Annotated in this window: 22 protein-coding genes and 1 riboswitch; of the genes, 11 read left to right on the top strand and 11 right to left on the bottom strand. The window is 64.8% G+C overall.

What is annotated here, in order from left to right; translation table 11 throughout:
• Nucleotides 1–42: 42 nt before the first annotated feature.
• Together FHG09_RS07505 and FHG09_RS07500 are read left to right on the top strand one after the other, a co-directional pair.
• Nucleotides 43–711 (top strand): hypothetical protein, encoded by a 669-nt coding sequence (locus tag FHG09_RS07505; protein ID WP_152347021.1) that lies wholly within the window; start codon nucleotides 43–45, stop codon nucleotides 709–711.
• 39 nt (nucleotides 712–750) lie between these two features.
• Nucleotides 751–1,917 carry an MFS transporter gene (locus FHG09_RS07500; protein WP_152347020.1) on the top strand — a complete coding sequence of 389 codons (1,167 nt, stop codon included), beginning with the start codon at nucleotides 751–753 and terminating at the stop codon, nucleotides 1,915–1,917.
• A gap of 18 nt (nucleotides 1,918–1,935) precedes the next feature.
• Here the strand turns inward: FHG09_RS07500 and FHG09_RS07495 are convergent, their stop codons facing one another.
• Complete coding sequence (locus FHG09_RS07495; protein ID WP_152347019.1) at nucleotides 1,936–3,015, bottom strand: Fic family protein; 1,080 nt, start codon at nucleotides 3,013–3,015, stop codon at nucleotides 1,936–1,938.
• Between the two features lie 309 nt (nucleotides 3,016–3,324).
• Between FHG09_RS07495 and poxB the strand changes: the two genes are divergently transcribed.
• Nucleotides 3,325–5,040 (top strand): ubiquinone-dependent pyruvate dehydrogenase, encoded by a 1,716-nt coding sequence (gene poxB / locus FHG09_RS07490; RefSeq protein WP_152347018.1) that lies wholly within the window; start codon nucleotides 3,325–3,327, stop codon nucleotides 5,038–5,040.
• 150 nt (nucleotides 5,041–5,190) lie between these two features.
• Here poxB and ribH read toward each other — a convergent pair whose 3' ends face one another.
• The 4 genes from ribH to ribD form a co-directional block, all read right to left on the bottom strand.
• Nucleotides 5,191–5,664 (bottom strand): 6,7-dimethyl-8-ribityllumazine synthase, encoded by a 474-nt coding sequence (ribH, locus tag FHG09_RS07485; protein WP_152347017.1) that lies wholly within the window; start codon nucleotides 5,662–5,664, stop codon nucleotides 5,191–5,193.
• 193 nt (nucleotides 5,665–5,857) lie between these two features.
• On the bottom strand, nucleotides 5,858–7,288 hold the full coding sequence (gene ribA / locus FHG09_RS07480; RefSeq protein ID WP_152347016.1) for a GTP cyclohydrolase II: 1,431 nt from the start codon (nucleotides 7,286–7,288) through the stop codon (nucleotides 5,858–5,860).
• Nucleotides 7,281–8,009: a riboflavin synthase gene (locus tag FHG09_RS07475; protein ID WP_152347015.1), complete on the bottom strand. Its 729-nt coding sequence runs from the start codon at nucleotides 8,007–8,009 to the stop codon at nucleotides 7,281–7,283. Before FHG09_RS07475 ends, ribA begins: the two co-directional genes overlap by 8 nt.
• A 76-nt stretch (nucleotides 8,010–8,085) precedes the next feature.
• Nucleotides 8,086–9,192 carry a bifunctional diaminohydroxyphosphoribosylaminopyrimidine deaminase/5-amino-6-(5-phosphoribosylamino)uracil reductase RibD gene (gene ribD, locus FHG09_RS07470; protein ID WP_227492619.1) on the bottom strand — a complete coding sequence of 369 codons (1,107 nt, stop codon included), beginning with the start codon at nucleotides 9,190–9,192 and terminating at the stop codon, nucleotides 8,086–8,088.
• Between the two features lie 115 nt (nucleotides 9,193–9,307).
• A riboswitch (FMN riboswitch) is annotated at nucleotides 9,308–9,436 on the bottom strand.
• Between the two features lie 161 nt (nucleotides 9,437–9,597).
• Here ribD and FHG09_RS07465 point away from each other — a divergent pair.
• The 3 genes from FHG09_RS07465 (at nucleotide 9,598) to FHG09_RS07455 (ending at nucleotide 12,282) form a co-directional block, all read left to right on the top strand.
• Nucleotides 9,598–10,098, top strand: coding sequence for a MarR family winged helix-turn-helix transcriptional regulator (locus tag FHG09_RS07465; RefSeq protein ID WP_152347014.1), 501 nt, complete (start codon nucleotides 9,598–9,600; stop codon nucleotides 10,096–10,098).
• Between the two features lie 75 nt (nucleotides 10,099–10,173).
• Nucleotides 10,174–11,487 carry an MFS transporter gene (locus tag FHG09_RS07460; protein ID WP_152347013.1) on the top strand — a complete coding sequence of 438 codons (1,314 nt, stop codon included), beginning with the start codon at nucleotides 10,174–10,176 and terminating at the stop codon, nucleotides 11,485–11,487.
• A 222-nt stretch (nucleotides 11,488–11,709) separates the two neighbouring features.
• Nucleotides 11,710–12,282 carry a DUF805 domain-containing protein gene (locus tag FHG09_RS07455; protein ID WP_152347012.1) on the top strand — a complete coding sequence of 191 codons (573 nt, stop codon included), beginning with the start codon at nucleotides 11,710–11,712 and terminating at the stop codon, nucleotides 12,280–12,282.
• 141 nt (nucleotides 12,283–12,423) lie between these two features.
• Here FHG09_RS07455 and FHG09_RS07450 read toward each other — a convergent pair whose 3' ends face one another.
• Nucleotides 12,424–13,503: a tellurite resistance/C4-dicarboxylate transporter family protein gene (locus FHG09_RS07450; protein ID WP_152347011.1), complete on the bottom strand. Its 1,080-nt coding sequence runs from the start codon at nucleotides 13,501–13,503 to the stop codon at nucleotides 12,424–12,426.
• A gap of 340 nt (nucleotides 13,504–13,843) precedes the next feature.
• Here FHG09_RS07450 and FHG09_RS07445 point away from each other — a divergent pair, with 340 nt between their 5' ends.
• Both FHG09_RS07445 and FHG09_RS07440 read left to right on the top strand, forming a co-directional pair.
• Entirely contained in the window at nucleotides 13,844–14,701 is an 858-nt protein-coding gene (locus FHG09_RS07445; protein ID WP_152347010.1) for an ATP-binding cassette domain-containing protein, read from the top strand.
• A 40-nt stretch (nucleotides 14,702–14,741) separates the two neighbouring features.
• Nucleotides 14,742–16,919: a YhgE/Pip domain-containing protein gene (locus FHG09_RS07440; RefSeq protein ID WP_152347009.1), complete on the top strand. Its 2,178-nt coding sequence runs from the start codon at nucleotides 14,742–14,744 to the stop codon at nucleotides 16,917–16,919.
• A 91-nt stretch (nucleotides 16,920–17,010) separates the two neighbouring features.
• Here FHG09_RS07440 and FHG09_RS07435 read toward each other — a convergent pair whose 3' ends face one another.
• Entirely contained in the window at nucleotides 17,011–17,730 is a 720-nt protein-coding gene (locus tag FHG09_RS07435; RefSeq protein WP_152347008.1) for an AAA family ATPase, read from the bottom strand.
• 87 nt (nucleotides 17,731–17,817) lie between these two features.
• Nucleotides 17,818–18,417 carry a LysE/ArgO family amino acid transporter gene (locus tag FHG09_RS07430; RefSeq protein WP_227492618.1) on the bottom strand — a complete coding sequence of 200 codons (600 nt, stop codon included), beginning with the start codon at nucleotides 18,415–18,417 and terminating at the stop codon, nucleotides 17,818–17,820.
• Nucleotides 18,418–18,487: 70 nt separating this feature from the next.
• Here FHG09_RS07430 and FHG09_RS07425 point away from each other — a divergent pair, with 70 nt between their 5' ends.
• Nucleotides 18,488–19,387 (top strand): ArgP/LysG family DNA-binding transcriptional regulator, encoded by a 900-nt coding sequence (locus FHG09_RS07425; protein ID WP_152347006.1) that lies wholly within the window; start codon nucleotides 18,488–18,490, stop codon nucleotides 19,385–19,387.
• 20 nt (nucleotides 19,388–19,407) lie between these two features.
• Here FHG09_RS07425 and FHG09_RS07420 read toward each other — a convergent pair whose 3' ends face one another.
• Both FHG09_RS07420 and FHG09_RS07415 read right to left on the bottom strand, forming a co-directional pair.
• On the bottom strand, nucleotides 19,408–19,869 hold the full coding sequence (locus FHG09_RS07420) for a DUF6176 family protein (protein WP_227492617.1): 462 nt from the start codon (nucleotides 19,867–19,869) through the stop codon (nucleotides 19,408–19,410).
• A gap of 631 nt (nucleotides 19,870–20,500) precedes the next feature.
• Nucleotides 20,501–21,085: a TetR/AcrR family transcriptional regulator gene (locus FHG09_RS07415; protein ID WP_152347005.1), complete on the bottom strand. Its 585-nt coding sequence runs from the start codon at nucleotides 21,083–21,085 to the stop codon at nucleotides 20,501–20,503.
• Nucleotides 21,086–21,232: 147 nt separating this feature from the next.
• Here FHG09_RS07415 and FHG09_RS07410 point away from each other — a divergent pair, with 147 nt between their 5' ends.
• The gene (locus FHG09_RS07410; protein WP_152347004.1) at nucleotides 21,233–21,706 is read left to right on the top strand and encodes a hypothetical protein; all 474 of its coding nucleotides are present in this window, start codon (nucleotides 21,233–21,235) and stop codon (nucleotides 21,704–21,706) included.
• Between the two features lie 51 nt (nucleotides 21,707–21,757).
• Nucleotides 21,758–23,932 carry a RecQ family ATP-dependent DNA helicase gene (locus tag FHG09_RS07405; protein WP_413773145.1) on the top strand — a complete coding sequence of 725 codons (2,175 nt, stop codon included), beginning with the start codon at nucleotides 21,758–21,760 and terminating at the stop codon, nucleotides 23,930–23,932.
• A gap of 166 nt (nucleotides 23,933–24,098) precedes the next feature.
• On the opposite strand, the gene FHG09_RS07400 is transcribed toward FHG09_RS07405, so the two are convergent.
• Entirely contained in the window at nucleotides 24,099–24,860 is a 762-nt protein-coding gene (locus FHG09_RS07400; RefSeq protein ID WP_152347003.1) for a VOC family protein, read from the bottom strand.
• Nucleotides 24,861–24,881 lie beyond the last annotated feature (21 nt).

The raw sequence follows: 24,881 nt of genomic DNA, 5'->3' as shown, positions 1-24,881 counted from the left end.
AGAATGATGCTCAACTGAATACGGAGCACTCAGGAGCGCACGGTGAAGTCGACAGTTGCAGCCTCGTTAAAAGAAGCATTGAGAAGCACAGCTTTCACGATGAGACAGTTGCCACCTGTTTACTGGCTGACCGCAATTTTTCACCTCCTTGTCACAGTGATGATGTGGTGGGGTTTGTACCTACGAATCTTTGAAGATGGGTTGATTGGGGGCTTCTGGGAAGGAGTCGCCAATACGTATCTGGCTTTTGGCATACTGCTTTTCCCCCTCGCAGACTACTGGTCAGCTGGTTCTTCTCGCCTCCTTTATCGGAAGGCCGGGTCCGACTTTGCATCAGTTTGGGACGGGAGGCGTCGCCTGAGCGACAATCTGCTGGCTGTATTCATCGTAAAGATCGTTCGGCTAGCACTCTGGTTCGTCAGGGGATCACTTTCACTCATTCTGTGGCCTCTCTTCTGCGGCATCTCGAGGTTCCAGATGGCCCGGCACATGCGACAACTTCGACTTGTATGGACGCTGCCTACACGGATGTTCCGCGGTCATCTTCCGACAGACGAGGAGGTCGAACTTTGGAACTCGCTCTATCAACTCAAGATTCGCAACCTTTGGGCGATTATCAAGAGAATAGATTCGGGAAGGGGCCTTGACCCTGAACAGGCTGGCTGGGCATCTCGTTTCGAACTGTACGCGGCGTACGAAAACGCACGTTGACTCCCGACGACTGCGACGGTCTCAGTGACGACGTCACCGATGACGACCGATAAGCCGCGCGGGGGACTGGCTGCGCTGTGCGTGGCCGAACTTGTCTGCTGGGGACTGCTCTACTACTCCCTGCCGGTGGCGGTCACCCCGATCTCTGACGATATGGGCTGGAGCCACACGACGGTGACGGCGGCGCTGACGGTCGGACTCATCGTCTCAGCCCTCATGGGCCCCAGCGTCGGGCGGATGCTCGACAGGCACGGCCCGCAGCTGATCATGGGCGCGGGCACGGCCATCGGGGTCCTCGCACTCGGGCTCGTCGCGATCGCGCCGAACCTCGCCGTGTTCTTCGCAGCTTGGGTCCTCGCCGGATTCGCCCAGGCAGCGACGCTCTATCCGCCGGCTTTTGCTGTCATCACGCGCTGGTACGGGGCGGAGCGGACGAAGCCGCTGACGACGATCACGCTCGTCGGCGGGCTCGCCTCGACGGTCTTCGCTCCGATTATCGCCTGGCTCATCGACAGCCTCGGCTGGCGGGGAACCTACGGTGTGCTCGCCGGACTGCTCGCCGTCCTCGCACTGCCGATGCACCTGTTCTTCCTCAACCGCACCTGGACCGACGAGGCGGCCGCATCCACGGTGAAGCCGAGCCGGGCCGAACTGCGCCAAGTCACTCGACACCCGCGCTTCATCACCCTGCAGATCGCCGTTGCGATCGCCACGTTCACCCTCTTCGCCGTGACGATCAACATCATCCCGCTCATCATCGAACGCGGTGCCGACTACAGTCTGGCCGCCATCGCCCTCGGGCTCGTCGGCTTCGGACAGGTGGCCGGACGATTCGGCTACCCGAGTCTGGAACGGCACTCGTCGACACGGTCGCGGACAGTCATCCTCTTCGCCTCGGGCGCGGCCGGCCTGTGGCTGCTCGCCCTGGTTCCCGGCCCGATCTGGCTGCTCATCGGCATTGCCATGCTCGGCGGCGGAGTGCGCGGCTGCATGACTCTGCTCCAGGCCACGGCGGTCTCCGACCGGTGGGGGACGACGAACTACGGGGCCATCAACGGGGTCTTCGTCGCCCCGATCACCGCCGGTACGGCCCTGGCCCCGGTCGCCGGTCCCGCGCTGGCCGGGGTGCTCGGCGGGTACCCGATGATGGCTGTGGCCATGGCCGGGCTGCTCACTCTCGCAACGGTGCTGTCGGCGCGGACGTGATCGTTCGCATCGTTGGGATCAGGCAGGTCGAGATAGAACTTTCAGCAGTCGCGAGTTGATGAAGAGACGGTCTCTGCCCGCTTTGACGGTGTCCAACATCGACTGAGACACGAGCTCATTCAGCCATTTGGAAGCCGTGGGTCGAGAGACCTCACTGCGTTCGATGACATCAACGATTCGGCAATAGGGGCGCTCGAACAGAAGGTCGAGCATGTCGGAGTCGGCGCCGATCGCCGTCTTCGCTTTCATTTCCGAGCGGAAGTCTTCCTGAAGTGCTTGGACCTTGTCGATGAGATCAAGTGTCAGGTTTGCTGTCTGTCGGACTCCTTCGAGCATGAAGAGAATCCACTCTGCCCACGCCGAGTCTCTCGTGACCTCGAGCAGAAGTCGGTAGTACTCATTCTTGTTTTCGATGATGTATCGGGAGAGATACAGCACCGGTTCCCGCAGAAGTTCGGATTCGATCAGCATGAGGATGTTGAGAATTCGTCCGGTCCGACCGTTCCCATCCGGGAATGGGTGAATGGCTTCGAAGTGATAGTGAGCTGCCGCCATGACTACCAGGGGGTCGAGCTTGTGTTCTCCGTGCACAAAGCGTTCCCAGTCGTCGAGTTTGTCGGCGATGACGCTGGGACCGTCCGGTGGAGTGTACCGAACGGTGTGTGCGATCGGGTCTCCAATGAATGCTGCGGGAAGATCGCGGATGCGCATATCTCGGCCGCTGACGCTCGAACAGACCTGTGTCGCAGTAATAGTGGATAAGGGGAGAGAGTCCAGTGCGGCGATCCCTGTGTAGAGTGCAGACCTGTAGCGAAGAGTCTCACGTGTTGCAGGGTTGGCATGGGTGCTCTCGACCGAGGCAAGCTGGAACAGCTCGTCTGTAGTTGTCACGATGTTCTCGATTTCCGAGCTCGCCTGTGCTTCAAGCAGCGTGACCGCGTTGAGCAGTATCGACGGATTAGGTAGGCGGTGCACCGCCTGATCGAGCGCGGCTAGCGCGGCCCGTGCCTCTGTTGTCGCTTTGAGGACCTCTCGGGATTCCAGTTTCTCAACCGGTGGTTCTCGCAGTTCATTGTATGGCTCAGCCGGTGTCCACATGTGACAAGTCTATTGCCATGTTTATGAAACGTGTAAAAAATTGACCGAATTGTTTACACGTTTCGGAGACATGGAAAATCGCTTGTCATGTTCTTCGGCACTGATCAAGTGCAGTTGCGGACGTTCCGATGGGCCACCTCGGCGAGGATGCTCCCTGCGCATTCCCGCAGTCAAGGGTGAGGAATCGGACAGCCTCGGCGGCGGAGTCCGGGGCTAGACTGAAAGTGCGGTCAAGGTCCCGAGAGCGGGGCCGCCCCATGCCGGGGCTGTGAATGCACCCCGGTGCCATGGTTCAACGGAAGGAAGTCAATGCCCACCGTCGCCAGAAACATCGTCGATACCCTCGTGGCCAGCGGAGTCAAACGCGTCTACGGCATCCCGGGAGACTCGCTCAACGGATTCACCGATGCCCTCCGCGTCAACCCTCAGCTCGAATGGGTGCATGTCCGCCATGAGGAGGCTGCTTCCTTCGCTGCCAGCGGTGAGGCCGCCCTGACCGGTGAGCTCGCGGTCTGTGCCGGCAGCTGCGGGCCCGGCAACCTCCACCTCATCAACGGGCTCTTCGATGCCCAGCGCTCGCGGGTTCCCGTGCTGGCCATCGCCGCGCAGATCCCCAGCGACGAGATCGGCTCGAACTACTTCCAGGAGACCCACCCGACCGAGCTGTTCCGCGATTGCAGCGTCTACGTCGAGAACGTCTCCTCGGCCGAGCAGATGCCCCGCCTGCTGCGCATCGCCATGCGTGAAGCCATCGAGAAGCGCGGCGTGGCCGTCCTCGTCATCCCCGGTGACGTCGGCCTGACCGATATCGATGCCGCCGCCGAGGTGGTCAAGGCCTATCCGTCGCACATGATCCCGGCGGATTCCCAGGTCGAGGCCGCGGCGAAGGCGCTCAACAAGGGCAAGAAGACGACGATCCTCGCCGGCGCCGGCACGGAGGGTGCCCATGATGAGCTGCTCGCCATCGCCGAGAAGCTCCAGGCCCCGATCGTCCACTCGATCCGAGGCAAGGAGTTCGTCGAATACGACAACCCCTATGACGTGGGCATGACCGGCCTGCTCGGATTCTCCTCCGGCTATGCCGCGCTCAAGGACTGCGACACCCTGCTCATGCTCGGCACCGACCTGCCCTACCAGCAGTTCTACCCCGAGGATGCCACCGTCATCCAGGTCGATGTGCGCGGATCCCAGATCGGCAGGCGCACGAAAGTCGACATTCCGCTCGTCGGAACGGTCGCTGACACCGTCGAAGCGCTGCTGCCGAAGATCAAGGCCAACCGCAGCAGCACGCATCTGCAGTCCCTGACCAAGCACTATCAGAAGACCCGCAAGGACCTCGACGAACTGGCCACACCGTCGAAGCGGACGATCCACCCGCAGTATCTGACCCGACTCATCGACGAGATGGCCGATGACGACGCCGTCTTCGTCCCCGACGTCGGTTCACCGGTCGTATGGGCGGCCCGCTACCTGACGATGAATGGCAAGCGCCGCCTCATCGGCTCCTTCAGCCACGGCTCGATGGCCAATGCCCTGTCCCAGAGCGTCGGCGTGCAGTCGGCGTTCGAGGACCGGCAGACTATTGCGCTCGCCGGAGACGGCGGACTGGCCATGCTGCTCGGTGAGCTCATCACGCTCACGCAGAACAAGCTGCCGGTCAAGACGGTCGTCTACAACAACTCCTCGCTCAACTTCGTCGAGCTCGAGATGAAGGCGGCCGGTTTCGTCACGTTCGGCACGGGCCTCGACAACCCCGACTTCTCCACCATCGCCGAGGCGGTCGGGATCAAGGGCTTCCGCGTCGAGAAGTCCAAGGACCTGCCGAAAGTCGTGCGTGAGTTCCTCGCCTATGACGGGCCTGCGGTCCTCGACGTCGTCACCGAACGCCAGGAGCTGTCGATGCCGCCGTCGATCACCGTCGAGCAGGCCAAGGGCTTCGCGCTCTACGCCATCCGCACGGTGCTCTCGGGCAAGGGCGACGAACTCATCGACCTCGCTCGGACGAACATCCGCCAGCTCTTCTGACGCTGGAGCGCGGGGGCCAGCCGACTCGAGAAACGGCAGAGCCCAAAAGGTGGTCGCAATCGGACAGTTGAGGCCAAACAGAGGTCGCAAACGGATACTTTCGGAGCCGAGAAGTATCCGTTTGCGACCACTGTTTGTGAGGAAGCGCGCTCAGCCGCTCAGCCCGTAAGGCGCGAGGGCCCGGGCGGTGACGAGGGCGGCGGTCATCGCCTCATGCCCCTTGTCCTCCTGAGAGCCTTCGAGCCCGGCACGGTCGATGCCCTGCTGCTCGGTGTCGCAGGTCAGCACGCCGAAGCCCACGGGCTTGCCGGAGTCGATGGCCACCTGATTGAGACCGTCGGTGGCGGCTTGGCAGACATAGTCGAAGTGCGGAGTGCCGCCGCGGATGACCACGCCGAGGGCGACGACCGCGTCGAAATGCGGTGCCAGGCGCGCGGCGGCGACGGGCAGTTCGAAGCTGCCGGGCACGCGCACGAGCGTGGCGTCGGCTCCGGCCTCGGCGGCTGCGCGCTGGGCTCCGTCGACGAGACCGTCCATGATCTGCGTGTGCCAGGAGGCGGCGACGACGGCGACGCGCAGGTCAGCTGCGTCGACGGTGAGTTCTGGTGCTCCGGAGTGAGCCATGAGTGAGTCCTTTGTTCGGGGCTCCGCAGAGCCAGGTTCGTGTCGTAAATGGATTCGTCGGTGAAGCAGGGCGCGCTCGCCGAGGCAGCTGACGCACCCGAGGGGCTGTTCGGTTCCAGCCTGGCCGGGTGCAGCCGGGGTTCAGCGGAGCCGGGTGCGCCCGGGTTTCAGTGGGGCCTGGCGTGTCCGGAATTCAGCTGGCGACGGCTCCGGCGGTGCCCGCGCCAGTGCCGGCGGTGCCCGCGCCGGTGCCGGCCGTACCCGTGACCTCCGGGAGCGAGAGCACATGGTGCATGCGTTCGCGCTTCGTAGCCAGGTAATGCGTGTTCTCCGGCCGCGCTGCGACCTCGAGCGGAACCACCGAATCGACAGTGATGCCCAGCTCCTCGAGAGCGGAGGTCTTCGCCGGATTGTTTGTGAGCAGGCGGACACGGGTCAGCCCGAGCGAACGCAGGATCGTCGCCGCGGCATGGTAGTCGCGGGCATCATCGGTGAAGCCGAGGTCTCGATTCGCATCCACGGTGTCCCGTCCCTGATCCTGCAGAGCGTAGGCGCGCAGCTTGTTGCTCAGCCCGATTCCGCGCCCTTCGTGGCCGGTCAGGTAGAGCACCGCCCCACCGTATTCGGCGATGAGGTCGAGCGCCAGGTCGAGCTGCTCACCGCAGTCACACCGGTGCGAACCGAAGACGTCCCCGGTCAGGCACTCCGAATGCAGCCGCACGAGAGGCGCCGGACCGTCGGCGTCGGAATCCGGGGATCCTGCAAATACGCCGAGGTGGTCATGGCCGTTGATCGTGAACGCGCGGGCTCGCAGGTGGCCGTGCTCCGTCGGCAGAGCCACTTCCGCGGTCGCTTCAACCGATCCGTCCTCACCGGGTGCACCGGCAACCGTCACCGAGGCGGACGCCTCGGCGCCGGAATCATCCGCGGTCGACGACGCGTCCGACGACGCGGCCGAGGGCACGGTCGCGTCGGTTCTGACCGACGCACCCGCCTCCCGTTCTTCGAGGTAGGCGGTGAGCTGCTCGATGGAGACCATGACGAGGTCGTTGGCGTCGGCGAAGTCGCGGACCGCGTCGAAGCGCATCATCGAACCGTCGTCGTGGACCACCTCGGCGATCATCGCCACCGGCTGCGCACCGGCCAGTCGTGCGAACTCGACCCCGGCCTCGGTGTGGCCGGGGCGTTCCCGCACCCCGCCGTCCTTCGCGATGAGCGGGAAGATGTGCCCGGGCCGCGAGATCGTCGCCGGATCCGGGTCTGAGGCGGCCAGCACACGACCGGTTTCGGCGCGTTCGGCGGCGCTGATTCCGGTGGTCACACCCACCGCGTCGCAGCTGATCGTGTAGGCGGTGCCCTTCGGGTCCTCGTTGTCGACGACCATCGGCGGCAGGCGAAGTTCGGCGGCGCGGTCGGCGGTCATGGGTGCGCAGATGACGCCCGAGGTGTGCCGGACGAAGAAGCCCACCGTTACGGCATCGGCGAACTCGGCGGCCATGATGAGGTCGCCCTCGTTCTCCCGGTCCTCGTCATCGACGACGAGGATGGGCCGGCCTGCGGCGACGGCGGAGATGGCCGCATCGATGGGATCGAGGCGGCTGGCGTGAGCGACTGAATCAGTCATGATCGACTCCTTGCTGGGTGCTGTTCGAAAAGGGTGACCCCGCCGGGGTGGGGCTCGAGTCTGCGGGGACCGCGTCGGCGGTGGCAGCGTCGTCACCGACGGCGGTGCGGAAGGACAGGAGGCGGGCGGTGTACTTCGCGAGCACATCGACCTCGATGTTCACGGCCGCGCCGACCGGCATCTCGCCGAAGGTCGTGTGCGTGAGAGTGGCCGGAATGAGGCCGACCTCCACCCACGCCGAGGGTTCGCTCGGTTCGGACACGGCCGTCAGGGTCAGCGACACCCCGTTGAGGGCGATCGAGCCTTTGATCGCGGTCAACGGGGCGAGTTCGTTCGGGATCCCGATGCGCAGGGTCGACCAGTCGGCGCGGTCGATGCGGTCGCGGAGTTCGCCGCGCCCGTCGACATGTCCCTGGACGACGTGGCCGTCGAGGCGCCCCGAGGCGGGAGTGCAGCGCTCCAGGTTGACCCGGTCGCCCGTGGCCAGGGTGCCGAGCCCGGTCAGGCGCAGGGTCTCACCCATGACCTCGGCGGTGAAGAGTCCCGGCCGCTGCGCGGCGGGACGGCGCGTCGAGGTCAGGCAGACTCCGTTGACAGCCAGCGAGCCGCCGAGGTCGAGGTCAGCGACGAGCTGGCCGGCGTCGATGGTGATCGCGGCCGAATCGTTGGCGTATTCGATGGACTCGACGGTGCCGAGTCCTTCGATGATTCCGGTGAACATGTGCCTCCAAGATTTCTGGGCGTGGACGATGCTGCTTGCTGGGGGAGTGCGGCGTGTGTCGCAGTGAGAACTGGATTCAGGTCCCTGGCGGCGCAGACCCACCGGGGCCCTCGGATGCGTCTGGTTCCAGATCCGCTGTCTCGAAGTGCAGTAAGAAGTCCGGGCCGAGCTGCGACATCGCCGGTGTCTCCGTGTCATCGGGGACCAGCCGCAGGGCCTCCCCGAGGGTGCCGATGTCCAAGCCTTCGACACTGCTGCGTCCGGGGCCGATGAGGATCGGGGCCTGGTAGCAGAAGACTTCGTCAACGACTCCGGCGGCGAAGAACGCGCCTGACACCGTCGGCCCACCCTCGACGAGAAGGTGGCGCACCCCTGCCTCGTGCAGCCGATCCAGCGCCTCCCGGACATCGTGGGTGCGCAGATGGAGAGTGTTCGGGTTGAGGGCGAGAAACGACGTGACCGGCAGGTCGGAGGTGCCGAGCACAACGGGCCGCGGCTGATCGTCGAGCGCGATTCCGTCACGCCCCCGGGCATTGAGGCGCGGGTCGTCGGCCACGGCGGTGCCGGTTCCGACGAGGATGGCGTCGACGCGGGACCGGACCTCGTGCGCATGCATCCGCGACTGCTCCGAGGTGATCCATCGGCTGGTGCCGTCGGCGGCGGCGACGGTCCCGTCGAGGCTCTGTGCGATCTTCACCGTGACGAACGGGCGGGTCTCGGCCATGGCCCGGAGCCAGCGGGCATTGAGTGTGCGGGAGTCCTCCCGGTGCAGTCCCGAGCGGACCGTGAGCCCCGCCTCGGCGAGGGTGTTCCCGCCGCCGGCGGCCAGCGGATTCGGGTCGGCAGCGGCGAAGACGACGGAGGTGATTCCGGCGGAGATGATCGCCTCGGTGCAGGGTCCGGTCCGGCCGTGGTGGGCGCAGGGCTCGAGCGTGACGAACAGCGTCGAGGTGGTCAGATCGATGTCGAGGTCGTGGGCGGTGGTGATGGCGTCCACCTCGGCGTGGGGCGTTCCCGCACCTCCGTGGTGACCGGTCACGATCTGGCCGTCGGCGGTCAGGATTGCCGCCCCCACCAGCGGATTCGCGCCACGAAAACCTTCGCGGGCGGCGCCTAGGGCGGCGGTCATCGCCGCGGATTCGAGTTCGGTGAACTCCGCCGCGTCACTGAGCTGCGCGCTCATGAAAAAACCTCCCGAGCCTTCGCCGGGAGGGAGGATATTGCGGGTGCAACCATCAGGGCGTCTCAGATGCGTGCGACGGTGCGGTCGAATGCACCGAAACACAGCGGCCGAGGCCACCATGCTCCTCCCATCCAGACTCTGACTGTCGGTTTCGGAATCTCACCGAATCAACCGCCTGCACGAATGCGAGCGGGTCGCGGACTATGACCGCCGGTACGGAATTTCACCGTCCCCGGAACATGTGAGGCCAGGTTAGCACGACCATCGCCCAGGTGTCTGTGAAGTCTGTCACACAGTGACATCTCCGCGACGTGGGGCGAGGGGCGGCTCTGCGGGTGCGCCGGGGAGGCGTTGGGAAATGCGCTCGATTTGCCGAGATGCATAACCTGGGTATATAAATAAGTTATGGATGATGTGGATTCGGCTGAACTCGTGTCGCGGCTCGTTGTCGTCTCGTCACGCCTGACACGGGCGTTTCGGCGAGTGATCGGCAACGAGAACTCACTGGCGGCGCTGCGCGCGCTCGCCGTCGTCGAACAGTATCAGCCCGTCCGGGTCGGTCATTTTGCGCAAGGGTATCTGAGTTCTCAGCCTGCGGCGACGAAGCTCCTCGCCAAGCTCGAGGAGGCCGGACTCGTCGTGCGCGAACCCAGCCCGACGGATGGCCGTGCGTCGCAGTTCTCGCTCACCGATGCCGGTCGGCAGCGATTGGCGGAGAACCGATCGATCATGATCGAGCAGATGCAGCCGTACTTCGAGTCGCTGAGCATCGAGGAGCGGCAGAGCGTCGACCGCGCGCTCGGACTGGTCTCGGACTTCCTCAAGGACCGCCACCCGGTCGACTCTGCCGAAGAACCCGTCGACGAGCCCGTGGAGGCGTCGGAAACGGACACGGACACGCCGTAGACGCGGAGCCTGCCACGGCTTTCACCAGAGATCTCAGAATAGAACGCACCACAGGAAAGGGGACGCGACCAGCAGATGAGAGCGTCAGCAGACAACGAAACCACAGGGGACGAAGAACCCGGCGATACCGGGGCGGGGGCGTCCATCCTTCGTCAGCCACGTGCCGTCTGGGCCGTCGCGTTCGCCGCGGTCATCGCCTTCATGGGCATCGGCCTGGTCGACCCGATCCTGCCGGCCATCTCGGCTGAACTCGACGCCACTCCCGCCCAGTCGATGCTGCTGTTCACCAGCTATCTGTTCATCACCGGCGGCATGATGTTCTTCACGAGCTTCCTGTCCTCGCGCATCGGTGCGAAGATCACGCTGCTCATCGGGCTCGTCCTCATCGTCGCGTTCGCGGCTCTGGCCGGATTCTCCGGTTCCGTCGACCAGATCATCGGCTTCCGTGCCGGTTGGGGTCTGGGCAACGCGCTGTTCATCTCCACTGCTCTGTCGACGATCGTCGGCGCCGCTTCCGGTGGCGCCGAAAAGGCGATCATCCTCTACGAGGCTGCTCTCGGCGTCGGCATCGCCACCGGCCCACTGCTCGGCGGCCTTCTCGGCGGCATCTCCTGGCGCGGCCCGTTCTTCGGCACTGCCGTCCTCATGGCCATCGGCTTCATCGCGATCATCGTGCTGCTGCCGTCGGGCACGAGTTCGAACGGACCTTCGGCAGAGCCGATCAGGCTCAGCGCCACGTTCCGGGCGCTGGCCCGTCCGGGTGTGGCCGTGCTCGGCGTCTCCGCTCTGCTGTACAACTTCGGCTTCTTCATCCTGCTGGCCTACAGCCCGTTCCCCGTCGAGGCGGCCGCCGCGAAGTTGGGCATGGAGGACTTCGGGGCCATGGGCCTCGGCTACGTCTTCTTCGGGTGGGGCATCTGCGTGGCGATCACCTCGGTGTTCGGGGCGCCGGTGCTGACCAAGCGGATGGGACGTCGCCGCAGCCTCATCGTCACCCTGATCGCACTCGCCGTGCTGCTGGGTGTGATGTCCTTCCTCGTCGAGTCATTCATCGGCATCATCGTCTGCATCATCGTCGCGGGCATGCTTCTGGGCGTGCTCAACACCGTCTTCACCGAATCGGCGATGGAGGTCAGCGACCTGCCCCGTCCCGTCGCCTCGGGCACCTACTCGGGTGTGCGCTTTGTCGGCGGTGCGATCGCTCCGATCGTCGCGGGTTCGGTGTCCGAATCGATCAGTGCAGGCTCGCCCTACCTATTCGGGGCCGGGGCCGTGCTGCTGTCGGTCGTCGTCATCTCTGTGGGGTGGAAGGCGCTGCGCCGCGTCGACGGTCACATCGACGAGTCGTCGGTCGACGAAGCTTATGCACTGACCGGAGGCGACGCCTGAATCCGTCGTTTCCTCGGCGCCCGGGAACTGTTTCTCGGGCGCCGCTGGCGTATCCGGACGGCGAACCCGCGCCGGTGTTGCAGATCTGATACCGGGTCGCCACATGATCGACGGGTGCAGTAGGGCAGAATGGTTATCGCTCTTCCTGACAGTCGGTTGCAGAAGCCCTGACGATCAGCGGAGGAGCGCCGCTGGAAATATCCTCTAACACTGAAGGTCACCATGTCCTACGACGCGAATGCAGCATACAACTCAGGGGCCGGAGCTCCCGGTCAAGGAATGCCAGGCGCCGGTGCCCCCGGGTACGGTGGGCCGGGCTATGGTGGGGCCCCTCGCGGTGCCACCAGCCCCGATGACCTCTCGCTCCCTCTCTACGGTGCGACCTTCGGTCAGGCCGTCAAGCGCTTCTTCAAGAACTACGTGAAGTTCTCGGGCCGGGCCTCGCGCAGCGAGTTCTGGTGGGCAACGCTGTTCTGTGCGCTCATTGGGCTCGTGCCTTATGTTCTCTTCATCATCGGAGCTGTCATGATGGCGGCCGCTGCTTCTGCTGATCCCTATGGGGGCGGAGCGCCTTCCGGCGGCGGCGTCGCGCTGATGGGCATGGGTGGAGTTCTCCTCGGCGTGATCTTCCTTGCCACGATCGTGCCGTCGATCGCTATCTCTTGGCGCCGCCTCCATGACGCGGGCTTCTCCGGGCTCTTCTACTTGCTCACCCTGACCTCGATCGGCGGAATCGTCGTACTTGTCATGGAGATTCTGCCGCCCAAGCCCGAGGGCCAGCGCTTCGACGCCTGACTTCGGCGCAAGCATCACGCCCCGCTGCTGACACCTCCTACAGCTGCGCGGCCATCACGCCCCGCCGGCGGCATCTCGCACCATTGCAATTGTGCGAGATGCCGCCGGCGGGGCGTTGTGCTGCCGACGCGACCCGGTCGGTCAGGGGCGGCGGAGGGTTCTGATAAATGACGAGACCATGGCGACGAAGACGATCGCCCAGATCGCGAGACCGACCCAGAACCAGTGCTGGCCGATCCACTCGATCACCGGCACATGATCCGAGCGGCCCAGGTAGATGCTCGCCACGGAGTACATGCCCAAGGGGAACACCATGCTCCACAGCCCGGCCGCATACGTCATCGGCAGCCGGTGGACGACGTGCTTCCAGATGCCTGCGGCGATGAGTGCGGGGATGAGCCACGTGGCGATCGCCCACACCAGCGCCGAGGATGCGCCGACCAGCATGCGAGTTGCTTCGAGCAGGGGAGTCCCTCCCAGATCGAGAATCCGCGAACCCGCGACGATCGTGATCGCCAGCGCCCCCATCGACACCCAATACGGAGCATCGAGGTCCTCTGGCCCGAATCGATGCTGGAGCACGCGCACACCGATCGCAATCATGCAGACTACATAGAGCGCCAGACCTACGGCCCACATGACGACTGCCGCGAGCGTCAGGTACGCGACCAGACCGGGATCGGCATACGGAGTGCTCGGAAGCTCGATCCCCAGGCTCGAAGCCACCACTGCCACGGACTGAGCGGCGACCACCCACACGAGCCAGGTGCCGTTCACCTCTGAGGACACCGGCCGCGTGCTCGAACCGAGGACCGCAGTGAAGGGGATCCCGTAACCGAGCACCAACCACAGGAGGCCGCCGAAGGCGAAGAGGGCGAGGGCGAGCGGGATCAGGCCCAGGCTGACGAAGCCTGTCGCCAACACATTCGTTCCGGCCACGGCGGTGAAGAAGCCGAATGCCCGGGACGGATCATGCAGGTCGGCGCGAACGGCGTCGCGATACCGGAGGATCCGCACCACGGTGAGCACGGTGAAGAATACGTAGAGGACGACGGCAAGCCAGAACAGAGCGATGGACAGCAGATGCAGCCCTTTGAGCTCCGCACCGATCGACACGATCCCGGTCGCCATCACCGAGGCGAAGCATCCGGGTGCCAGTGTCGACGGGCTCAACCCCCACCGTCTGTGCAGTCCGGTGAGGTTGCGATCGGCCGTGCTCATCCGCTCCTCGTTCTCGTCGTCGGGTGTCGAGGGAGATCGACGCCTTCGATATTACGTCCCCGCCCCCAGAAACCGCGCCGCGACCCCACTCGAGAGGCGGCCCGACCGCCTCGCCGCAGAAAACCGATGTGCGTTTCGTGACATCTGGGTTCTCCCAATTCACTCTTGAGTCGGTTTCATGGGAGAATTCACTAGTGTTACCAATGGGTAACTTCACGTGGAGTCGCCCGCTCCACACTCTCGCGCGCTGTGGTGACGTAGTCTGCAGTCACCTGCGCGGTGCAGAAATCTCCGGCACGGACGGGATCGACGCGGGCACAGACGACTGGGAGCGATGGCTATGGAGAGCACAACGGACACTCTCGCCGAGGACGCCGACATCGACGCGCCAGCGGTCTCGCTGCGCGGTTGGACTCTGTCCGGAAAACAAGGCGGCGTCTTCACCGATATCGACCTCGAGGTGCCGACCGGTGCCGTCGCCGTCGTCCGCGGCCCCGCCGGCAGCGGCAAGACCTCCTTCCTTCTGTCCCTGGCCGGAAGGATGCGGGTCTCGGCAGGGGAGGGCCGCCTCGGCGATGTCGATATCCGCAAGCAGGCCCGCACCGTGCGCGGGCAGGTCGCGGTCGGACATATCGGTGGGCTGACGGATCTCGAGGGCGATTTCACGGTCGCGCAGCACGTCGCCGAACGGCAGATCATGCTGCAGCCCTGGTATAAGCCGTGGGCGTCGAAGTCGACATTGCGCGAGGTCATCGGCCTGTTCCGGGATGCTTTCACCATGGCCACGGAGATCATCGACGAACTCCCGCCGGGGACGTTTTCGAAGCAGGATGCCCAGCGCGCGGATTTCCTCATCGACGATGACGGAGAGGTGTTCGTCTCCGAGCTGAGCGAGCTGCAGAAATTCTTCCTCGAGTTCGGACTTGCGAGCCTCAGCCGCCCACCCGTCGTCGTCATCGACAACATCGACTACCTGCGCGAATCCGCCGACCGGGCCCGTGCCTGGGCCGGGATCCTCATCTACCAGCAGCTGCGCAGAACGCGGGATGCCGAAGAACCGCTCACAGTCGTCGTCTCCTGCGAAGACTCGAGCGAACTCGACATCGCCACCAGCTCGCTCGGCTCCCGCGCGGAGCCGTCGGTGGTCGAACTCGAGCTGCCGCCCCATCCTCCCGCTCATCGCGGGTCCAAGCACTGAACTTCCAGCCCCACGAAGTCGAATCCGAGGAGATTCCCGAATGTTCTCCCTCCCTTGGTTAGAACTCTCACGATTCAAACGCCACACGATCACGCGACTGGCGATGATCGTCATCGTCGTCATCCCGTCGATCTACGGCGGCCTTTACCTGGCCTCGAACTGGAACCCGACCGACCACCTCGACAAGCTGCAGGCGGCCGTCGTCAACGAGGATGCGGGGGCGGAGAAGCCCGATTCGGACGGGGAGAGGCTCGACGCAGGTAAGGAACTCGTCGACGAGATCACGCCGAAGGGCGAAGGCGGATTCGACTGGCAGGAGACCAGCCAGGAAGAAGCCGATGAGGGGCTGGCCGAGGGGAAGTATTTCGCGGTCCTCGAGATCCCCTCGGACTTCTCGGAGATGCTCGTATCCACGGGCGGTGACGATCCGGAGCAGGCAGGGCTGCGGCTGCGCACCGACGACGCCCACAACTTCATCGTCGGGCAGGTGGCCGGGACCATCCTCTCCGAGATCAAGGGAGGGCTGAGCGAGACGACGACTGCCGAGTACGTCAGCCAGGTGTACCTCGGTTTCAACGATATCCATTCGGAGACGGAGAAGGCTGCGGACGGTGCGTCCGAACTGCACGACGGAGCAGGCGAGCTCCACGACGGCACCGGAGAGCTCGTCGACGGGACGACGAAGCTCGACAAGGGCATCGGAACGCTGCAGACCGGGCTCATCGACCTCGACGACGGTGCGGGTGAGCTGAAGAAAGGCAGCGGCGACCTCTCCGAGGGCGCCGATGCCCTGGCGAAGTCCACCACCGAAGCGAAGAACGGGTCGAAGAAACTCGCCGACGGTGCCGGGCAGGTCGCCGACGGCACCTCCGAACTGCGCGACACCGCCGACGAGGCCACGCAGAAGGCCGAAGACGTCAAACGCAAGGCCGATGACGTCGTCGATGGGGCGCGTCCCAAGCTCGAACGCGCCGAAGGGGACTTCGACGATGCCCGGATCACCGTGCGCGGGGACATGGATGACAGGATCAAGCAGCTGCAGAAGGACTATCCGGACGACCCGAACGTCAAGAAGCTCGCCGAGGATGCCAACGGCCTCGGCGAGGACCTCGATTCCGCGCACAAGCGCGCCTCCGACGCAAAGGATGAGGCCAAGAGCCTCGAGGACAAGCTGACCGACGCTGTCGATGGAGTGATGGACAAGATCCGCACTGCCGATAGGAAGATCGGTCAGCTCGACGACGGAGCACAGAAGGTCGCGACCGGTGCCGATGACCTCCACTCGGGGCTGATCAAGCTCGACGCCGGTGCGGGAGAGCTCGCCAAGGGCGCCGGCGACCTGCATGACGGTGCGGTCCAGCTCAAGGACGGCACCGCCAAGGCCAAGGACGGTGCCGACGACCTCAAGGACGGTTCCTCGCAGCTCGTCGACGGGTCGACCGAGCTCGACAAGGGCGCGGGCAAACTCGATGACGGGTCCGAGGAACTCGCCGACGGGCTGAAGAAGGGGCTCGAGCAGATCCCGACGTACGACAAGAACGACCGGGAGAACCGTTCGGATGTCGTGGCTGTTCCCGTTGACGCGGACAAGGCCAAGGACAATGCGGTCGGTGCATATGGCGAAGGACTGTCCGCGTTCTTCGTCTCCTTGGCGCTGTGGATCGGCGGCATGATCACCTATATGGTGCTCAACGCCATTCCATATCGGGCGTTGTTCTCATCGGCCACCTCGTCGCGGATCGCCTGGGCAGGCTATGTTCCCGGGCTGCTCTTCGGCATCGCCCAGGTCGTGGTCCTCTATGCGATCCTCACTTTCGCCTTGGACTTCTCCGCCGGGGCGTGGGTGTGGACGCTGCTGTTCTCAATGCTCGTGGCGGCGTGTTTCCACTCCGTGCATCAGCTGTGTGTTGCGGCCCTGGGAGGGGTCGGCAGACTCATCGCGCTGGTCCTGCTCATGCTGCAGATCGCCTCGGCGGGCGGAACCTATCCGGTGGAGACGGCGCCGAAGATCTTCCAGATCATCTCGCCGTTCCTGCCGATGACCCACGCGGTCAGCGGTCTGCGTACCCTGGTCGCCGGCGGTGACATGTTCATCGCGGCGCAGGCCGCCGTGGTCCTGCTGCTGATGACCGCACTCTGTCTGGTTGCGACGATCGTGGTCTGCAGTCGCAAGCGCATGGTCACACTCACTCAGCTCCACCCGAGCCTGCAGCTGTAGGCCCGGGTCAGGGTGCGGGGCCGGCCAGGATTCGATCGTTTCCGCGATCGGCGACTCGGCTGTCGACTCGGCCTGACGCTCGATCGGCGACTCAGTCGTCGAGGTAGCGCAGGTACCTCTGCGGGTCGTGGAGGAAACGGCGCCAGTGATCGACCATGTCGAGGTCCTCCCACGCGGATTCGCGCAAGCCCCAGTCGCCGACCTCGACGATCTTCGCGTTGTCGGCCCGGGCCAGGATGGGGGAGTGGGTGGCCATGACGGTCTGCAGGCCCTTCCGCTGGCGTTCGCGGATGAGCTGAAGAAGAGTCAGCGAGGCCGTGAAAGACAGCGCGCTCTCGGGCTCGTCGAGGATCCACAGTCCCAGGTCCATGAAACGGCCCGTGAGCATGTCGAGGAACATCTCTCCGTGCGATCGATGCGCATAGTGATGGCCGCGCATCGAACCGACGCCCATGAGATAGGCCATGTTCTCGTGCATCGTTTCAGCGCGGAGGAAGAATCCGCTGCGGTTCGTCGTCGCTCCGCGCACGATCTGCAGATGTTCACTCAGCTCGGGAGGAGCCTCGACGTGGTCGCGCACCTCCCAATCGGAGCCGCCGCCGTGAGGGAGGTCGAGGGCAGTGGCGATGGCCTCGATGATGGTCGACTTGCCGGAGCCGTTCTCGCCGACGAAGACGGTTGTGCGATCGAACTCGAAGCCGGCCAGGACGTCGCGGACGGCCGGCAGCTCACGCAGCCAGGGACTCAGCTCGGGCGGGGACAGGCCGTGCTTGGCCACCGAGCGCAGCGGCAGATCGACTCGAGGATCCATGTCTGCGACGGTATGTGTCGGCACTGACACCGCCCCGGATCGACCAGCAAATCGGGGGCAACGCTGCGAGTCGCACCCAGCCGCTCCCTATCCGAGCGCGAGCCGCACCGCGAGGATGATGAGCACGATCGCGATGAGCACGTCGAGGACCTGCCACACCCGCGGCCGGCCCAGGTATCGGGAGAGCCCGCGGGCGCCGTAGCCGATGACGAGGAACCAGCTGATCGAGCCGAGCATCGCCCCGAGGGTGAACGGCCAGACTCCGTCCGCGCCCTGTTGGTTCGCGAGGTTGCCGAGCATGACGACGGTGTCGAGGTAGACGCCCGGGTTGAGGAACGTCAGAGCCAGAGTGGTGACGATGACGGACTTGAGGGTCCGCTGATGAGTGTCAGCCTTCAGCCCGGTGGCTTCGCGCGCCGATTTCAGGCTCGTCCACGCGAACCACAGCAGGTAGGCCACGCCCAGCCAACGCAGGACCTCGAGTGCCCACGGCGCGAGCAGCACGATCGCTCCGATCCCCACCGTGCCCGCTCCGATGAGCAGGACGTCGGCGACGATGCAGATGGTGACGACGACGCCAAGGTGCTCACGCCGGATCCCCTGTCGCAACAGGAGGGCGTTCTGCGGGCCGACGGCGATGATGAGCGACCAGCCGGTGAGGAGTCCGGTGACGAGATGAGTGAGCACGGACTCAAGATTAGAGACTGACTCGGCGTAAGAAAAACAACAGAATATGCATCTGATGCACAATTGCTTCATGAACATCGATCACGTCAAAGCGCTCGCTGCCGCCGTCGACGAAGGCACCGTCGAGGGGGCGGCCTTCGTCCTCGGCATCACCGCCTCGGCGGCGAGCCAGCGCATTCGCACGCTCGAGTCCCGCCTCGGGCAGGTGCTCATCCGACGGACGAACCCGGTAACCGTCACCGAGGCGGGGCAGGCCATCCTCCGCTACGCTCGGCAGGTCGAGCTGCTCGAGTCCGAGGCGCTCGACCGGCTGCACGGCATCGACGCCGATTCCCTCGGGCCGGGCGGATCCGGTGACAGGCGACGGGAGCCCACCGTGCTGAGGGTGGGTGTGAACGCCGATTCGATGGCGACGTGGTTCCGCCCGATCTTCGCCGAGGCGGCCGACTGGGACGATGTCGTCCTCCGCGTCGAAATGGTCGACCAGGACAAAGCCCTGCCGCTGTTGGCGTCCGGCGAGGTGCTCGGCACGATCACCTCGACGGCGACCGGCGGGTACGGGACGACGGTCGTCGAGCTCGGGACGATGCGCTATGTCGCTGTCGCCGAGCGCTCTCAGTTGGACCGGCATTCCACTGGCGCCGAGGCGGATCTGACGCGGCTGCCGATGGTGAACTTCGGGCAGGACGACGACCTGCAGTTCGAGTTCCTCCGCCGCCGTGGAGTCGAGGCAAGACCGCCGATGTCGGTCGTGCCGGGGTCAGCAGAGTTCGCAGCCGCGGTGGAGGCAGGTCTCGGCTGGGGAATGGTCCCGGTCCTGCAGCTCGACCGCCTCGATGCCGACCTCGTCGAGATCGGTGAGAACCCGCATATCGATGTCCCGCTGTACTGGCATCACTGGAAATTGGCCTCGGACAAGCTCGCCCGACTCACCGAGGCGCTGCGCCGTGCGGCCGCCGCCATGCGGTGACCACTTGAACATCATCAGGCTCAGCCGTTGTCATGCCCCGACTCGGCGTAGCGTTTCATTGATGCGAGCAACTGGGCGGGTGCCAACATGAAACGCGGCTCGAGCTCTTCCCAGCCCGGTTCCTTTGCCTGCTTGCTGTAGGCGACGTGCGCTGCATCGATGGGTATCGATTCGTCGTTCCCTCGGCCGTCTTCGCCCATGAGTGAGAGGTGATAGATCCACGTGGAGCCATCTGCTTCTGTGTGGCGAAACGTCGCTTCGAACAGTTGCCGCTCCGCTGGGAGACTCTCCTGCAATTCGTCCGGCCGGCTATTGAGCATGTTCATCCACTCGTCAAATGTCTCTTCTTGACCAGGTCGAATTCGGGATCGACTCAGTTCAAGCCGCATGCCCTTCGGGACGGAAGCCGGCATCGGAAACCCGCTGAAGTCGCGCGGGGTAGGGGTGAAAGGCATCTGGAACGATTGTTCAACATTGGACATGGTTCCAACTTAACGCTTTGATCCGGTGGCACGCTTGCGGTCATCCGAAATACTTGAGACACGGAGTGCGTCTTGTGCGATGTGGATTCGACGGAGGAGCAAGCCGCGATTCTCTTTTGGGACCGTGAGTTCCTTGGTGTCGTCCTACTTCGGCCGATGGCCAATTCATCTCCTCTTGTTTCCTGGATTGCACTACGACGATGTACCTGGCTACCTGACCTCAGAACCGGAATCAGCTGGTCAACTTATGCAAACCGCGTCCTTTGGCGGCCGACTATGGACCGCGAAGTAGAGGATTTCGGATAACTTGGAACTTTTGACCAGACGCCAACCAACCGATATTTCATCCCCATCTTCACTTATTGGGCAGAGCGCAACTGCAAGATTGGCTAGCGTGAAGCTGACGCTCTCAGCAGGGTCCCCAGCCATCTAAGTTGACTGCTTCGGCCGCAGCCATGCGGCCAGTCTCGGCCGAGGGCCAGCCGCTCATCGTTGAGCCGGTTCCCGGCCCACTGGGTGGACGAAATGGTCACGGAAAACCGTGCAGAGCGGGACCAGAATGACCACCCAAGAGTCTCTTTGGGCATCCCTGGATGCTTGCTGCTCGGGCACGAAGCGGCGGATCGGCCGCTCAGGGGCTGAGGAGCTTGTCGATCGTCCATCTCACCTGCTCGTGGGCGGCGTCGACAGTCATGGTCTCCGGGGTGATGATCGAATGCAGGGCGATGCCGTCGATGGAGGTGAAGAGGGCTTTCGCGATGGGGGCCACCTCGGTGGGGTCGACGTGCCCCTCCTCAGCGAGCAGATTCAGCCACCGATGCAGGCTGTCATAGGTGACCCGGTGACCGTGCTCGAGGAGCCGGCGGGACACGGCCCGCTTCTCGGCCCCGAGAGCATGCAGGTGCATGGAGAACCAGGTTTCGAGCTGCACGTCCCGATGCTCATGGGTCGGCAGGAACTGCGCACAGCATTCATAGAGCCGGTCGGCCGGGTCGAGGGCCGCATCGGCGATGGAGAAGTCATTGATGACAGTGTCGATGGACTTCAGCGCGACCGCCTCGTGGAGGTCGGACTGGGAGGGGAAATAGTGGCGCAGGGTCGACGGGCCGACACCGGCTTCCTTGGCCACGGCGCGCACACTGAGGTTCGCCTGCCCGGGTTGCGACCCCTCGGCCAGTCGGATGGCCGCGGCGATGATCTCATCTCGCTTCGACAACCGAACTCCTCGCTTCATTGACAATGATGCTTTCGCTCAGTGTATAGTACGTTGTACTAGTACGGTGTGCCAAGGCGTCGACGCGGCGCGGCAGGAACAGTGTGCTGACCCGACCAGAGGACCCGAACGGAAGAAGAGAGAGCCCTCATGATCGACAGTCTGCAGGAATTCGCCGGAAACTTTCCCGACTGGCTGCAGTGGGCGGGCGTTCTGCTCGTCTCCGCTATCCCGTTCGTCGAGTCGTACTTCGGCTCTGTCATCGGTGTTGCCATCGGCTTGCATCCCGTGGTTGCCATCCTCGTGGCCGTCATCGGCAATGTCGTCTCGATGCTCGCCTTCGTCTATGGGGCCGGTGCCATTCGTGACAGGGCGACGAAGAACAAGGAATCTGATGAGTCTCCGAAGCGGCAACGGCTCAAGCGCATGTTCGATAAGTTCGGCGTGCCGGGGGTCTCGCTGCTCGGCCAGACTCTCCTGCCTTCGCAGATCACCTCGTCGGCGATGGTCGGTTTCGGTGCCAACCGCAATGTCGTGGCTTTCTGGCAGGTCATCTCGATCATCCTCTGGGGCGTCCTCTTCGGTGTGCTCGCCACCCTGGGCGTCGAGTACGCACTGCGCTGAAGCTCGGGCGGCCGGCCCGGTCGTGTCAGGGCCTCCGCCTAGACTGGGCCCATGACGGAATCCACCCCGACTTCCTGGCCCGAGAGCACCCACGTGAACGGTTCTGCCCCCGAGCCGCCCATCTCCACGGACCGTGCTGGGGACGACTTCGCCGCCTCCGCGCAGTCGATGCTGACCGAGCTGACCGCAGACCCGAGCGCGCAGTTCCGCGACGGTCAGCTCGAAGCGATCCGTGACCTCGTCCAAGGCAGGAAACGCGTCCTCGTCGTCCAGCGCACCGGGTGGGGCAAGTCCGCCGTGTACTTCGTCGCCACCCGTATGCTCCGGGCCGCCGGCACCGGCCCCAGCCTCATCATCTCCCCGCTGTTGGCGCTCATGCGCGACCAGATCGCCGCAGCCGAACGCGCCGGAGTCCGCGCCGCCAGCCTCAACTCCTCGAACGTCACCGAATGGGACTCCGTTCTCGACGACCTCAAAGCTGGCAGCCTCGACGTCCTCCTCGTCTCCCCGGAACGGCTGAACAATCCGCAGTTCCGCGACGAAGTCCTGCCGCAGCTGCTGAGATTCCTCGGCCTCATCGTCGTCGACGAGGCCCACTGCATCTCCGATTGGGGCCATGACTTCCGCCCCGACTACCGCCGCATCGGCCGGATCCTGTCCGAACTGCCGCATGACACCCCGGTGCTCGCGACGACCGCAACCGCGAACTCCCGGGTCGTCACCGACGTCGCCGAACAGCTCGGCGACGACACCACCGTCGTCCGCGGTGAGCTCGCCCGCGACTCGCTGCGTCTCGGCGTCCTGCCCGGGCTCGATGCGAGTGCTCGCATTGCCTGGCTGTCCTCACACCTGAACGACTTCACCGGGTCCGGCATCGTCTACACGCTCACCGTCTCCGCCGCCGAGGACATCACCCGGATGCTGCGCGAACAGGGCCACGAGGTCCGCGCCTATACGGGCCGGACCGATGCCGAAGAACGTGCCGAACTCGAACAGCAGCTCAAGGACAACCGCCTCAAGGCGCTCGTGGCCACATCGGCGTTGGGAATGGGCTTCGACAAACCCGACCTCGGTTTCGTCATCCACATCGGTGCCCCGTCGTCGGCCGTGGCCTATTACCAGCAGGTCGGTCGCGCCGGCCGTGCCACGGACTCCGCCGACGTGCTCCTGCTGCCTGGGGCGGAAGACGAACAGATCTGGGAGTACTTCGCGACCGCGTCGATGCCGAACCAGGACGACGCGAATACTGTGCTCGCGGCCGTCGCCGAGGCGGACGCCCCACTGTCCGTGGCTCGCTTGGAGACGTTGGTCGGAACCAAGCGTTCCCGGCTGACCCTGCTGCTCAAGACCCTCGAGGTCGAAGACGCGGTGATGAAGGTCAAGGGAGGGTATGTTTCGACCGGTCAGGGCTGGACCTATGATCGACAGCGGTATGAGAAGGTCGCGGCCGTGCGTGCCGCGGAGGCCCGGGCCATGCTCGACTACGAAGCGACTGGTCAGTGCCGGATGGAATTCCTCATCCGACAGCTCGACGACCCCGACCCGCAGCCCTGCGGCCGCTGCGACAACTGCGCCGGCGTGTGGTTCTCCGCCGAGATCTCCGACGAACAGCGTCAGGCCGCGGCCGGAACCCTGCACAAGATCGGTCTGCCCATCGAACCGCGCAGCACCTGGCCCAGCGGCCTGGCCAACATCGGTGTGCCCCTCAAGGGGCGGATCCCCGCCGAAGAGCTGGCCGAGGAAGGGCGCGCGATCGCTCGCCTGTCCGACCTCGGGCAGGGGCAGAGCCTGCGATCGTTCCTCGCCCCGGATGCTCCCGATGCCGAGGTGCCCGGCCAGATCGGCAAATGGTGCCTCGAGGTTCTCGGGCAGTGGGACTGGACCACCCGCCCCGAAGTGGTCGTGTCGATCCCGAGCAACCGTCGTCCAGTGACCGTGCGGTCCCTGGCTGCGAATCTGGCTGCGGCCGGGCGGCTCCTCGACGGCGGTGAGCTGCTGCAGGTCGGTGACCACGGCACTCCGGACGTCAACAGCGCCTTCCGCGTCAAAGACTTGTTTGAGGCCTTCGTCGTTCCGCCCGAGGTCGAGGAAGCGGTGGCTGGGAAGTCGGTGCTGCTCGTCGATGACGAGGTCGTCTCCCGATGGACGATGACGATCTGCGCGCGCCTTTTGCGGCGGGCGGGCGCCGCCTCGGTGCTGCCGTTCGCGCTCGCGTTGCGGGCCTGAGGTCGCGGGGCACGACAGCGAAGACCGCTGCGGCGACGATCTCCCCGAGCCCGAGGCTGAGGAATCGTCGCCGCAGCGGTTCAAATCGGTCGGTGGTGGTCATGGTCGGATCAGTGACTGCCGCGCTGCAGCCGACTGGAACGGTGCCGGGCCGCCTTCGGGACGGTCACGGGTTCTGCTGCAGCTGGAACGTCGCACCTTCGGGATCGGTGACCGTGACGATGCGACCGTACGGGGAATCTTCGGGACCGGCGATCACCTTGCCGTCGAGCTCGGTCACCTTCGCGGCCGCGGCATCGGCGTCTTCGACGTTGAAGTAGGTGCGCCAAAAGGAATTCTGCACCCACTCGCTGGCATCGCAGATTCCGGCCACGGCATCGTCACCGTCGCCGTGCGTGGAGTACGGGAAGCCTTCCATCGGGGTGATGTCGAAGGAGAAGACCTTGCCGTAGAACTCATTCGCGGCCTGGTAGTTCGTCGTCATCAGCTCGAACCACACGGGAGTTCCCGGGGTGAGCGGAGTGTCGAAGCCGGAGAACTCTCCGGGCTGCCACATGCCGATGGGCGAACCCGTCGGATCGACGACGACGGCCATCTGGCCGAGCGGGCCGACGGGCATGGGGCCGACGACATCCGCGGCACCGGCGGACAGCGCGGCCTGGTGGGTTCCGGCGATGTCCCCAGTGTGCAGGTAGGTCGACCAGGCCGTGGGCATCTCCGGGCTCGGGGAACCGTCCATGTTCATGGCTCGCATGGCACCGCCGACGTCGCTTCCGTCCTTCCTGATCATGTGGTAGTGGCCGAATTCCTCACCCATGTCGGTGAATTCCCAGCCGAAGAGCTGGTTGTAGAAGTTTTGGGCGGCTTCGAAGTCCTGGCAGACATAGTCGATCCAGATCGGCTGGCCTTCGCGGGGGCTGGCGGGCATTGCGTCTCCTCTTGAGGTGGG

This window comes from Brevibacterium sp. CFH 10365 (genome assembly GCF_009299785.1).
Classification (GTDB): Bacteria; Actinomycetota; Actinomycetes; order Actinomycetales; family Brevibacteriaceae; genus Brevibacterium; species Brevibacterium limosum.
The sequence above is the reverse complement of the archived record's forward strand: the minus strand, read 5'-3'. Positions and strand labels throughout refer to the sequence as shown.

Coding starts and splice junctions, on each gene's coding strand:
- FHG09_RS07400 (WP_152347003.1), bottom strand. CDS start 24,860: ATGCCCGCCAGCCCCCGCGAAGGCCAGCCGATCTGGATCGACTATGTC.
- FHG09_RS07410 (WP_152347004.1), top strand. CDS start 21,233: ATGATCGACAGTCTGCAGGAATTCGCCGGAAACTTTCCCGACTGGCTG.
- FHG09_RS07405 (WP_413773145.1), top strand. CDS start 21,758: ATGACGGAATCCACCCCGACTTCCTGGCCCGAGAGCACCCACGTGAAC.
- FHG09_RS07425 (WP_152347006.1), top strand. CDS start 18,488: ATGAACATCGATCACGTCAAAGCGCTCGCTGCCGCCGTCGACGAAGGC.
- FHG09_RS07435 (WP_152347008.1), bottom strand. CDS start 17,730: ATGGATCCTCGAGTCGATCTGCCGCTGCGCTCGGTGGCCAAGCACGGC.
- poxB (WP_152347018.1), top strand. CDS start 3,325: ATGCCCACCGTCGCCAGAAACATCGTCGATACCCTCGTGGCCAGCGGA.
- FHG09_RS07455 (WP_152347012.1), top strand. CDS start 11,710: ATGTCCTACGACGCGAATGCAGCATACAACTCAGGGGCCGGAGCTCCC.
- FHG09_RS07465 (WP_152347014.1), top strand. CDS start 9,598: ATGGATGATGTGGATTCGGCTGAACTCGTGTCGCGGCTCGTTGTCGTC.
- ribA (WP_152347016.1), bottom strand. CDS start 7,288: ATGACTGATTCAGTCGCTCACGCCAGCCGCCTCGATCCCATCGATGCG.
- FHG09_RS07445 (WP_152347010.1), top strand. CDS start 13,844: ATGGAGAGCACAACGGACACTCTCGCCGAGGACGCCGACATCGACGCG.
- FHG09_RS07475 (WP_152347015.1), bottom strand. CDS start 8,009: ATGTTCACCGGAATCATCGAAGGACTCGGCACCGTCGAGTCCATCGAA.
- FHG09_RS07460 (WP_152347013.1), top strand. CDS start 10,174: ATGAGAGCGTCAGCAGACAACGAAACCACAGGGGACGAAGAACCCGGC.
- FHG09_RS07450 (WP_152347011.1), bottom strand. CDS start 13,503: ATGAGCACGGCCGATCGCAACCTCACCGGACTGCACAGACGGTGGGGG.
- FHG09_RS07420 (WP_227492617.1), bottom strand. CDS start 19,869: ATGTCCAATGTTGAACAATCGTTCCAGATGCCTTTCACCCCTACCCCG.
- FHG09_RS07500 (WP_152347020.1), top strand. CDS start 751: ATGACGACCGATAAGCCGCGCGGGGGACTGGCTGCGCTGTGCGTGGCC.
- FHG09_RS07440 (WP_152347009.1), top strand. CDS start 14,742: ATGTTCTCCCTCCCTTGGTTAGAACTCTCACGATTCAAACGCCACACG.
- ribD (WP_227492619.1), bottom strand. CDS start 9,192: ATGAGCGCGCAGCTCAGTGACGCGGCGGAGTTCACCGAACTCGAATCC.
- ribH (WP_152347017.1), bottom strand. CDS start 5,664: ATGGCTCACTCCGGAGCACCAGAACTCACCGTCGACGCAGCTGACCTG.
- FHG09_RS07495 (WP_152347019.1), bottom strand. CDS start 3,015: ATGTGGACACCGGCTGAGCCATACAATGAACTGCGAGAACCACCGGTT.